This window comes from Lacinutrix sp. C3R15, from assembly GCF_018860825.1.
GTDB lineage: Bacteria > Bacteroidota > Bacteroidia > Flavobacteriales > Flavobacteriaceae > Oceanihabitans.
In genome coordinates, this window is the sequence record NZ_JAHKPZ010000030.1 from 237,827 (window position 1) to 250,557 (window position 12,731).

The window sequence follows — 12,731 nt, forward strand, 5'->3', positions numbered from 1 at the left end:
TACATACGGTAACCCTTATCACTATTAACTTTGCTTTTTATTTCGGCTACCTAATCGATAGGTATAACTCAAAATAATATAGCGTCCTAAACTTTCTGAGGTGGTTTCCTCAAAATAGTTGGTAGTGCTTCGTCTTTCAAAATCTACATTTCTATCTAGAAGATCTATTAAAACCAGTTTAAGAATATTATGGCTATTTCCAATAGAATAGGAAATAGCCATATTCCATATTGGTAGCTCCAGGTTGGTATCAAACTGGTTATCTGAAAAAAGAAAATAATCAAACTGTGTATTAAAACTCAGTTTTTCTGTAAAATCATAATCTACAGCCGAATAATAGTGCTGCTTTCTATAGGTACGATTAAGATCTTCTTCTATAGAAAAAGAGGTGTTATTTACGCTATAATTAGCTCCCAACTTTACGTCTATCAAATTCTTGTTCGAGTTCTCTAATGAGAAACCTAATAAGAAATCTTTGGAAATCACATCGTTAAGTTGCAGGTTAATTAATGAGGTAGATTCATTATAGAAATTACTATTCTTTATAGCATATCGCATTCCTAATCCTTTAATTTTTTTGCTGAAATTAAAAAAAGATGTAAATCGTTTTCGTTCACCACTATTGATATAACTTCTAGTTTTCACAAATGCATCGTCAATAGCAATGTTTTGTATAATAGCATCTGTAGCATACTGATATTTTATTCTACCCGTAAAGCTTAGAGAGGATTTGTAGTTGTAAATAATAGCAATTAAAGAGAAATCATCACTCTTTTCTGTTTTCAAATAAGGATTTCCTTTTCGTATATAAAATGGATTTAAATCATTGATAACCGTAGAGCTTTCAGTCGTTCGAGGGCTTCGTATTTTTCTGTTATATAAAAACCGGTATTTTACTCCTTTGCTAGGTTTGTATTGTAGCGTTGCAAATGGATTTAAATAAAATTGACTGCTTTTAAAAGGATCTTCTGTAAGCACACCAAAAGATCGATCTAACTCTTGAAGTTCTACACCAGAAAAAATATTCAGTTTTTTGGTACTGTAGTTATAAGCAAATCGGTTCTGGTAACTACCTTCTCTATTATTGTACTTATACGAAATACCTTCTTCGGCATTATTATTCGTTATTGTAGTTTTAAGCTGGTATATGTCTTCATTTTGATTTAAAACTTTTATAGAAGATTGTAATTTAAAATAATGATTCTTAGCTAAAGGTTCTGTGTATTTAAAATTAAAATTATACAAACCATTATTAAAAGTTTCATCTCTTAAAGCAAAAACCTCAGTATTAGTAACATTCGTACTATTTATGTTTCGGGTAACAAAAGTGGTTTGTTCGTTATCCTTTGCTTGTCGGCTAATATTAGTATTAAATCCAACACTAAAACCACGACCTGTTTTTGCTAATTTCTGATAGTAGTTAAGGTTAAAATATACTGTTTTCTTCCTATTATTGTTAGAATAGCCCTGAATATTTGAAGTTACTAAATCGCCATCTTCGTTATAGTAAAATCCATCCCTAGTTGTATTTTGTTCCACTTCATCTGCATTTAAACGTCCTTTAATAGTAAGGCTATTCGTTTTATTGGATTTGTTTATATAATTGAAATTAAAATTGTGATTTTTGGAAACCTTATCAAAACTATTATCTGCTTCGTAATCAAAGTTATTGGAATTGGAAAAAGAAATTCTTTTAGAAAATGACGTTCCTCTATTATCCGAAAGATTATAAAAATAGTCGGCATTAAAAGATTCTTTTTCTTTAAAGGAATGACTAATATTTACACCACCTACGCCTGTTTTTAAATACCCACTTAAGCTTTTTGTTTTGCTTGTATTGGTATCATCGGATTCATCTGCGATGCCATCTGCATTTTCTAGAAACCCTTGAATGTTCGATCCCGTAATATTAATATTATTGTATTTACTAATAATGGCAAATTGCGTTTTTGGCGAAAATTTATTATAGTTTAAATTACCAAAGTAGCGACTATCTAATCCTATACCTGCGGAAGCTTTTCCGAAGCCTTGATTTTTTTTCGATTTTTTCAAGGTAAAATTAATCACAATCTGTTTATTACCATCATCTACTCCTGTGAGTTCTGCCTCATCACTTTTTTTATCTATGATTTCCACTTTAGCAATAGCATCTGCTGGTAAATTTTTTAATACAATTGCTGGATCTCCTCCAAAAAATTCTTTACCATCCACATATATTTTTGTGACCTCGTTACCCTGAGCAACAACCTTTCCGTTAGAATCTACCTCTAAACCAGGTAACTTTTTTAAAAGCGATTCTAGATTATCACTGGAGTTTACTTTAAAAGAATTGGCATTAAAAGCAATAGTATCTTCTTTTATTTGCACAGGTATTTCTGCAGTAATAGTAACCGCATCTAATGGATAAGAATCTTCTTTTAGAACGACTTCACTAAGGTCTATTGGAGTGTTCTTATATGCGATGCGCTCAAAATGCGAAACATAACCCAGATAAGAAAATTGTAACATTAGGGAGTCCTTCGGAGCATCTAGAATTGCAAATGCACCTTTTGCATCCGTAATCGTGTAATTAATATATGTAGAATCCTTTTGTTTTAAAAGTACTACGGAAACAAATTCTAAAGGAGCTTTGTTTTCGTTTACAACAATACCTTTAATTGGCGGTGCCGACTGGCCAAATAAAAGATTAGACAGGATAAGAAAAACGAAAATTAAAATTTTGGATGGTTTCATCTAATGGTTCTATTACTTCGATTTCAAATTAGGGCATTATAGAAAAGCAAAAGAGTTCCTTAGTCAAGAAAACTTAGGAACTCTTTTAATATTTAATTTGCTATTAATCAAATACTTTATTTTTTCACTATTCTAATCGCTTTAGAACCAGAAGCAGTTTTCACGTTTGCAACATAAACTCCTGTTGCTAAATCGCTAATATCATAACTAGTTTCTTCGTTAAATGTTTTTAACAAACGACCAGTAATATTATATAATTTTACGCTTTCAATATTCTTATTAGAATTTATTTGAAAACTATTGGTTACTGGGTTTGGGTAAGCAGTAATATTTGTTGCTTGTACATCTATATTATTTGTAGATAATGTTGCTTCAAGTTTAACCTCGTAAAGTCTAAAACGAGCATTGCTGGCTGCGTTTTGAGTAAATTCATCAAGAGTAACAGTAATATTAGTTGCTGCTGTAGAGAGAGGAATCTCTGTAGGATATGTAAAAGTCTTATCAACCAATGCATTATTATTATTTCCATCATCTGCTGAAGTATCTAACAAATTTATAGTCACATCACTTTGTCCTGGCACAGAAATCCTAAGTACTCCAGTATTGGCAGCTCTTTTTCTATATCTAAGTGTAAAGGTTTTATTTACGGTAATACCACTGGTGTTTAAACCAAAAGCTTCACTAACTGGGCTACCACTCACCACTTCTGAGTTGTAGGCAATAAAAGAAGAATTGTTATCAGAAAAGTCAGTACCTGAAAGAACATAAGTAGCAGCATCGAATAGAAATGTTTGACTATCTGGAGCGGCACCTGTAAAAGTAAATGTGTTTGACTGCGCTGAAGCAACAAAAATTGTTGCAAATAATGCTAATGTAAAAAGTAATTGTTTTTTCATAATAATGTTATTTAAATTATTTGTTCAAAATTAGGTAAATAAAAGGATTCTCCTTTGCTCCATCCACCCAAAAACATACTCATTTCTTGTGAAAGTGTCCAAAAAACAAGTATTTGTATAGGATTTATCACACATATTACTAATTTTAAATATTAATAGAAAAAAAAGTTAATACTAAAAGCACGTAGTTTTTAATTCAAGAATCTTTAAATGCATGTTTTTTCGAAATGAAATAAAAGCAAAAGAGTTCCTTAGTCCAGGAACTAAGAAACTCTTTGGTTATACAATTCTATGAATCTAATAGGTTATTCTTTTACAATACGTAAAGCTTTAGAACCAGATTGCGTTTTAATGTTTGCAATATAAACTCCTGTTGCTAAATCGCTAATATCGTAATTAACTTCCTCGTTAAATGTTTTTAACAATTTACCAGTAATACTATATAATGTTACACTCTCAATATTATTAACATTAGAAGCCGCTAATTGAAAACTGTTTATTACAGGATTAGGGTAAGCAACAATAGAAGCGTTATTTAATTCAAAGTCATTTGTAGTCAATGTAGTTCCAGATGGTCCTTGAAAAGCATCCAAGAAATATTCATTCCCTGTAGATAGTAAATCCGTATCTGGTTGGTCAAATAATAAATTTACAGTACTGTAAGAAGCTGCAGTTAGGTTTGCCCCGGTAAAATCGAAGGTGTATTCTTGCCATTGATCAAAAACAGTAACATCAATAGTTACGTTCCTTTGTCCTGTAGTTTCAATTCCATCTCGTAAAAATAATCTTAAACGGCTACCTACAGTTGGCGCTGTATTCGTAGATGGTATATAGGCTCTTATTTTAAAAATAGCAGCGGATTGATTTGCTGTTGTAATTACAGCCGGCAATTGAAACTTTACTTGTGAGTGTACTTCTTCTGCTTTTGTAAATTTAGCAACTAATGGACTACTGTTTCCTGTAGTTGTTGGTGTCGCTACTGCTGCTGCTTGTTCTAAAAACACACCGCCTAGTACCTCATTAATTGTTACGTCAAATGTATCTGGGCTATAGTTATGATACCAAGCATTTCCAGCATCTAAAGTTGCCTCGCTAGGAAGTGATGTTGGAGTATTATCTATATTTAATTCAATATCATCAAAGTATAATGTTTCAATAGTAACTGCTCCATTTGCAGGTATAAAAAGTATTGTGTCAAATCCACCATTAGCATCAATTGTACCATTAGCATTATCAGGTAAAGCAGCTTCTGAATAAGTATATTCTTCCCATTCTCCTCCTACTTTATCTGTATTAGATAAATTAATACGATTACTAGCTCCAGTCCCCAGAGTTGAATTAAACATCCTAACAATTATTCTTCCCGAGCCATTTCCATTTGAACCTGAATTTTCGCTATAAAAACGAAATTTAAAATCAAAAGCATCCCCTACAAAATAAGGCTCTGGCAAATGAATTAAAAAGTTGTTGTTAACTGCACCCGATAATATGCTAGATACATTTGTAGAAGTGTTTGGATTTGCTGCAGGATTAACTGTGTCAGGATTCGCTACAGACGCTGTATAAGTAGCAGCTGCTACTGGTGTCACATTTAGAAATACATTATCATCCGCAGAATGATGTATAAACGTTTGTGAAACCCCAATGAAGCATGTAAGTGCTAATGTTAATGTAAGTAATTGTTTTTTCATAATATGTGGCTTTATAATTAATTGTTCAAATTTAATTTATTAAAGGGAGTATGTTTTGCTTAATTCACCCAAAAACATTCTCTTTTACTGCAAATACCCCACAACACACTAATAAATTACTTATTACTTAAAGCATAATTAGAATATTTCTTCTTTCCTTTTTTTAGCGATTTAATAGTAGGCATTTCTGGATAACTAACCAAGAAATTATGCGCATCGATTACGTTAATAATATAATGGGTTGTGCCTTTAGGTAAATTAGCGGTTATGGTACCATCCGTGTTAATTTTAGCATCTGTTTTAAACCATTCCTCATAACGATGTCCGCCATTGGTAGTGTAAATTAAATCAGCCTTTACCACCTTTGCACCATTTTCTTGATATTTAAAAGTGACTTGGTTATTATCTTTGGACGCAGATAATACCGTAGGCACCGTTTCTTTATGCTCCATGTCTTTTTTATAATACGGATTGTAAGAAGGATAACTTGCTTTCATTTCTGTTAAAAGAGAAGTAAGCTGCTTATTCATTGTCTTTATTTTCTCAGGATAAGATGTAGCTAAATTATTTGCTTCCTCAATATCTACACGTTTAGTTACGCCATTACTAGTATCGTATAATTGGTATAACTCAAACTCTGGTGTGTCCGGATTATTTTTAAAATCATAATTTCTAATAAATTTATAATCACCAACACGCAATGTACTTTGGTAGGATGCATGCGGAAAATGCCACATCATCGTCGTTCTTTCATTACCGTTTTTATCTAAAACTAATTTAGCATCGGTAGGATCTTTCCATAATAAAGTAGATAGATCATCGCCATCTAAAAGTTTGTCTTTTGGTTTCTCAATTCCTAATAAAGATAGAATTGTTGGGTAAAAATCAAGTCCATTTACAACCACATCAGACGCTACTCCTTTTTTAATTCCTGGTCCTGAAATTAACAAAGGCACCCTTGTTCCACCTTCTTTTGCGTTTATTTTACCTTTGTCTAACGGGTAATTATCGGTTACAACATCCCCATGCGCTTTTTCCATTCCTCCATTATCGGAAGTAAAAATAATATAGGTATTTTCACTTAATTTGTGCCCTGGCCAACGCGGATCATCTGTAGTTTCTAAATAATTAAAAACTTGTCCGACATAATAATCTAACATTTCAACCATGGCACAGTAATATGGGTTATTCTGTCCTTTTACCTCCCAATGATCAGGATCTGTAGGATAAGGAACCCCTAATTTTTCGCAATACTTTTCTAAAAGCGCCTTGCTTCTGGTATGAATTGGCGCATGCACCAGAAACGTAGCATAGTACAAGAAAAAAGGATCTTGTTTGTTTTCTTTTAAGAAATTTAAAGCATCTTGACTATTTTGATGGTACGGAAAACCGTTTTCGTCTAATCGAAAAGGATCCGATGCATCGGTTGTTGCAAAATCGGTTAATCGATGCGGTTTTTGCGGACTCGTTGCACCTCGATCTGCAGTAGAAACATCAAAACCTTGATCTGTAGGCTGTGGAAAAGCAAAATGATTAATAGCCATATGCCATTTTCCGGCATGACCGGTGGTATATCCATTATTTTGCAATACTCTTGCTAGCGTCATTTCATTTTCTGGCATACGTCCGCTATACCAAGGATCCATAATACGTTGTGTCTCTTTACTTGCATAAACCGTTGGAGGCGCTCCACCAACAACATGCGTCTTTTGGGCTCTTGCCGGATGTGTTCCACTCATTATGGCACATCTACTTGGCGCACAAGTAGGAGCTGGAGAATATGCTTGCCAAAACTGCACTCCTTTTTTTGCTAATGCATCTATGTTTGGTGTTTCGTAAGGAGAAGGTTCGTCTATATCATAAACCTTTACATCTTGCCAACCTAAATCATCGGTAAGCAAAAGAACTACATTAGGTTCTGGCCTATCTATATTCTGCGTTTTTAGGTTTGTTACTTTTGGGTTTTGGGCATTACAGTTAAAACATAAAACACTTGCGATAATGCATGTAATATAATATTTGTACTTCATTTTAGTTTTATTAATTATCCTTTGCTTCATTAGTATGTTCCATAGAATTTCCTTCAGAAGGATTCCTATTCTTTGGCTAAATAACAAAACTATATAATTATATCATATCTGATATTGCCTTAAATTTTGCTTTAATCCGTCAATTCCCTTAGCTTTTAAAAAATAAACACCTCCTCCATTAATAAAATATTTCTAGAAAACCGAAAAACAAGAAGTAACCGCACCCAACCTCAACATCTTATTATCAGCAATTTAAGAATTGAATATTTAGATGGATTACAGAAAGAAATGGGTGGATTAGAGAAACCCTAATAACTATATGCTTATTATATTTATAAAAAATTTAAAGGCATGATTAACAGAGTTTATTTCATAATTCTATTTTTATTTATCGGTGTTAGCTCTACGGAAGCACAACAACTTTGGTATGAAAATTCTAGCAGTACCAATAACATTAATTTTAATAGTGCAACTGCTGGAACATTTACTACTGATGAAACAAACCCAGAAACAAATGGGATAAATTCTAATACCACAGTTTCTAAATTTCTAAGAGATGGCGATACTAGCCCAAAAATTCGCTTTGATTTAACAAATCCTATAACCGATTTATCTTCTTATACTATTTCATTAAAAGCACATACTTCTATTCCAACTGCAGATTTGAATAATACAAATAGTAGAATCCGATTGTATTTAAGAAATGCAAGTATGGGAACGGCAAGTAATGAATTTCTACAGCTAAACTTTACAGAGGGACAAACATGGGAATCCTTCACTTTTGATTTTACAGAAATAACCATATCTGAAGATGTTGCTTTAGCTGGTGGTTATGATCAAATAACAATTGTACTAGCTTCTGGAGATAATGCAGCACTTACATCTACTTATTTAATAGATACTATTTCTGGCTATTCGGAACAAACGTTACCAAAAGCAACCTTTTTATCTGGGTCTTGGGGTGTACGATTTAACGTAAATGGAGGAATTAGATTAGACAATACGGAAGACTATGAATGGGTAGCTGGAGCACAACAAATTGCAGACAATTTACCTGCAGTCGGACATGTAATTACAAATTTCACACATCCAGCACACGGTTATTTTTACACTTTAAGAGGTAACACGCAGGTCGATGTTGCCAATGAAATACATCCAGGGATGGTACCTTCTTTAGAAAATGAACAAATTATTCTGGATGTTATTAATATTTTAAAGAATTCCGGGAAAAAAGTAATTCTGTATGTTAATGGTGCTGGCCCATCCAGTATTCAAGGAAATGTGGATGCCACAGAAGCTGGAATAGTGGTAGCATGGGAAGATTATTACATGGAGAATTTTGATGGCGATGAAGGTTTAGCATGGCAAAACTTAGCCAGAGGTTATTTTGAACGATTTAATAGCTTAGTAGATGGTTATTGGATTGATAATGTCTCTAATTTACCAGGCGATTTAGATGCTTTTATTGCAATGATAAGAGAAGTACATCCAGATGCGGCTATTGCGACCAATTTAACAAAGTCGTATGTGCAGGATGCCAATGGGGATAATATATTAGTGGATACTGACGCAACAGAGGATGCAGACCCTACAGATTATAAAGTTTTCTTTTTAGAAGCAAATGATCCTTATATGGATTTTACTGCTGGCCACCCTACGCCACTTGGACAAGGAGCACCTCCAAACTCATGGGCTTATGAAGAATTTTCTTTTCCTTTAATTGTAGAAAACCCTTGGTCTTCTTTTGATGGCACTAAACAAACATTAAAACACTATTTTGCACCTATTAGACAGCGATGGAGTGTTCCCAGTGCAGATTTAATTTTTGAAGAGGAACAAGCATATCGTTTTATAAGAACTTTTACAGATGCTGGAGCAACCATAACGTGGAGTACCACAATAACAGATGGTTTTATTACTGCAGATGAAATGGCTATAATGCAAGAATTAAATGATAGAATGCTACAATCCCCTAAACCAGATTATATACCTTATGTGAGACCAGAAGGAGCATATTTAGTAGGAGAAGCATTAAGTGTGGATTCAAATGAATTCTTTAATACCATGGTTTTATTTCCAAATCCTGTAAAACAAAACTTTAGATTATCTAAAGAAATTGCTTCGGCAACTATTTACAATGCTAACGGACAAACCATTTTAGAATTTAAAAGCAATCAAGCTTCTTTTGATGTATCTCAACTTAAAGAAGGCGTTTATTTTTTGAAAGCCTATGCAGAAAATGGCGAAATTCAAGTATTTAAAATTCTAAAACAATAGAACCCCAAGCTTTAAATTAATTAATAGTAAATAAAAAACCCTCCAACGGATATGAAAACTAAATTACTTAACAAAAGAAAAATACATCATCGTAATATTGTTTTTTACGCATTATTATTCATGGTCTCTTTTTCCTACGCGCAAATTGGAATTGGAAATACAAATCCACAAGCCACTTTAGATATTACAGCAACTAATCCAGGCGCACCTTCTAATCAAGATGGACTATTAATTCCACGAGTTAATATTTTTCCTCCAACTCCAACAGCTGCCCAACAAGGAATGCTTATTTACCTAACCACAGCAGTTGGGTCACAACCTAAAGGATTCTATCATTGGGATCAACCTACCACTAGTTGGATACGATTTTCAAGTATTGAAAAACTAAATGATCTTAGCGATGGAAAATCGGATGTAGATGGTACCAATGATGGTTCTTCTGTTTTTCTTGGTATAAATGCAGGATTAAATGATGATGCGGATCATAATCAAAATGTTGGCGTAGGTTATAACGCATTAATGACAAATGTAAATGGTGATGCTAATTCTGCTTTTGGATTTGAAGCCTTGAGTTTAAATACAAGTTTAAACAACTCTGCTTTTGGCTTTAGAGCCTTAGCAAATAATTCCACAGGACGAAGAAATTCTGCTTTTGGAAGGGGTGCTTTAGAAGGAAATACGACTGCAAATTTTAATACTGCAGTAGGAACACAAGCAATGGCTACCAATACATCTGGTGCTAGCAATGTGGCCGTAGGTGAATCCTCTTTGTTTTCTAATGACTCTGGAAGTAATAATACGGCAGTTGGTACGCAAGCTTTGTATACTAATACCGGTAACGATAATGTTGCGATAGGTAATGAAGCTTTGCACAAAAACACAACTGGTACAGAAAACGTTGCGATAGGTAATTTGGCTTTGTACGATAACCAAACTGGAGCTGGAAATACTGCAATTGGTACAGAAGCTTTAGCAGATAATACCTCAGGAGAAAGTACTGCTGTTGGTTATCATGCTTTATTTCAAAATGTAGACGGATTAGGTAATACTGGTGTAGGATACGAGGCACTTAATAATAATATTAGTGCTAGTAATAATGTTGCATTTGGTTACGGTGCACTTAAAGAAAACATATCTGGTAATAATACTGCAATTGGGGCCTTAGCAGGAGAATTAATTGCAAATAATGATGCTAACTCGACCTCTAATGTACTTATTGGTCATTTAACTGGTAACGAATTAGATGGAAGTAACAATGTTATTGTAGGACAACAAGCTGGTCGTTATACAGTAGGAGATGAGAATGTGTTTTTAGGAAGACAATCTGGTCGTGATAACTTAGGAAGTGGTAACGTTTTTATTGGAAATAGAGCAGGTCTTAATGGTGATTTTGATCTTAATAGTAACACGTTAATTATTCAAAATTCAAACGGAGCAATACCTTTAATTTATGGAGAATTTGATAACAATATATTTAGAGTAAACGGCGAATTACAAGTAGCAGAACCTGGTGTAACCAATGGTTATGCATTTCCGTTAGTAGATGGTACTCAAGATCAAATTTTGGTTACCGATGGTGCAGGTCAATTAACTTTTGAAGATCCAGCTCCTAATGTTTCCACATTTCCTTTAATTAGAGCTACCATGAACACAAACCAACCTCTTGGTACTTCGGGATGGGAAAAAGTAGCTTTTAATAATGTAGCGCTAAACCCAACGGGCTCCACAGAATTTCAAACGGGTAACAACAGATTTGTTGTAGCTGCTGGTGGTGATGGTATTTACAGAATCGATGCTAGTTACCATACTACATTATCCCAAACCAATACAGATTATTATGGTATTGCTGTATATATTAATGGAGGTTTATATCAAGAATTTTCTGTAAACCATTATTATGATGGAACGAATTCTAGTCAGGTAGCAAGACAAATATCCTGTGTTGCTAATGTTACTGCAGGACAATCAATAGAAATCTTTGTTAATAACAGTCAAGCAGGTGTGGTCTTAGACTCCTTCGCTGGAAAGACAAATTTCACCATTGAGCGTATAAGATAAAACACATTACAAATTCATTTTAAAAAAGCTTCTTGTTACCAAGAAGCTTTTTTATGAATATCTATGTAATGAAAAAGGTTTCCTTTCTATAAATCAATACTATACCAGAGAATTCAATACCAATTAAAACTTACTACTTATATCCTAGAACTATTCGCTTAATAGATTTGACGCTAAAAGAAACATAAGTTCCCATTTAAAATTGTTGTCGTTAAATAATATAACTAAAGTAACGAGTTTCTATAAGTTTCAGAAATGGCAGCTATACCTGTTACATCTTCATTGTTTCGCTGGATAGACACCCATTATTACATTATTAAGCACTTTCTAAAGTATTTCAAGTCCAGTTATAGTAAATAAACACCAGACCTCTTTAAAACACTGTTTAAAATCACTAAAACAATTCATTATGCTATAAACAAATCATGCCCTTTAAAAGCATTCATGGAATGAATACTTTTAAAGGGCATGAAAACTTAATGTCTACTTGAAGAAATATTTATTTTTTTATAAACTTAAATAGTTTATTATACATTTCAAATACTGCATTAATTGGAGAACTATTTATTGTATTGTTCCCAATTGTAGAAGAATTTAATTTTTCTTTTTCTTCTTTTTAGACTTGTCCTTTCTAGAGGCCGCTTTTATTTCTTTGGCTCTGTCTTTTCCAAATGCTTTATTAAGCGACTTAGAAAATTCTTTATTGCTTTCTTTTCTTCTTGCTTTTAATTCTTCAGATCCTTTTTCATAGTTTGCATTAATTTCAGAGATTGCATTTATGTGAGCCGTCTTTAATGTAATTAAAGTTTCTTTTTCTGCACTTGTTAATGTTGTTTTACTTTCTACAGCTTCTATATAAGCATTTACTTTTTTTTCTGCTTTTTGAGCAAAAGAAGAACTAAATACTGCTAGACTGAATACAAATAATAATATTGCTTTTTTCATAGATTTAAAATTGGTTTAAAATTAATTAATTGTTTAAACAACAAACTTAATTTCTTTCTATTTTAATAGCTTTCTTAAAATCGTCATTTAGTTGCTCAAAA

General features: G+C 33.0%; 7 protein-coding genes. 2 read left to right on the plus strand and 5 right to left on the minus strand.

Going from position 1 to position 12,731, the window contains the following annotated elements; translation table 11 throughout:
• Window positions 1-24: 24 nt before the first annotated feature.
• The 4 genes from KO494_RS09735 to KO494_RS09750 all read right to left on the minus strand — a co-directional run bounded on the left by KO494_RS09735 (window position 25) and on the right by KO494_RS09750 (window position 7,350).
• Complete coding sequence (locus KO494_RS09735; RefSeq protein WP_215967413.1) at window positions 25-2,733, minus strand: outer membrane beta-barrel protein; 2,709 nt, start codon at window positions 2,731-2,733, stop codon at window positions 25-27.
• Window positions 2,734-2,849: 116 nt separating this feature from the next.
• The gene (locus KO494_RS09740; protein ID WP_215967414.1) at window positions 2,850-3,629 is read right to left on the minus strand and encodes a T9SS type A sorting domain-containing protein; all 780 of its coding nucleotides are present in this window, start codon (window positions 3,627-3,629) and stop codon (window positions 2,850-2,852) included.
• Between the two features lie 305 nt (window positions 3,630-3,934).
• Window positions 3,935-5,320 carry a T9SS type A sorting domain-containing protein gene (locus KO494_RS09745; RefSeq protein ID WP_215967415.1) on the minus strand — a complete coding sequence of 462 codons (1,386 nt, stop codon included), beginning with the start codon at window positions 5,318-5,320 and terminating at the stop codon, window positions 3,935-3,937.
• A gap of 116 nt (window positions 5,321-5,436) precedes the next feature.
• Window positions 5,437-7,350: a sulfatase-like hydrolase/transferase gene (locus KO494_RS09750; RefSeq protein WP_215967416.1), complete on the minus strand. Its 1,914-nt coding sequence runs from the start codon at window positions 7,348-7,350 to the stop codon at window positions 5,437-5,439.
• 351 nt (window positions 7,351-7,701) lie between these two features.
• Between KO494_RS09750 and KO494_RS09755 the strand changes: the two genes are divergently transcribed.
• Window positions 7,702-9,627, plus strand: coding sequence for a T9SS type A sorting domain-containing protein (locus tag KO494_RS09755; protein WP_215967417.1), 1,926 nt, complete (start codon window positions 7,702-7,704; stop codon window positions 9,625-9,627).
• 51 nt (window positions 9,628-9,678) lie between these two features.
• Window positions 9,679-11,685, plus strand: a complete 2,007-nt coding sequence (locus tag KO494_RS09760) for a hypothetical protein (protein WP_215967418.1) — start codon at window positions 9,679-9,681, stop codon at window positions 11,683-11,685.
• A gap of 594 nt (window positions 11,686-12,279) precedes the next feature.
• Here KO494_RS09760 and KO494_RS09765 read toward each other — a convergent pair.
• Window positions 12,280-12,630: a hypothetical protein gene (locus KO494_RS09765; protein WP_215967419.1), complete on the minus strand. Its 351-nt coding sequence runs from the start codon at window positions 12,628-12,630 to the stop codon at window positions 12,280-12,282.
• Between the last annotated feature and the right edge of the window lie 101 nt (window positions 12,631-12,731).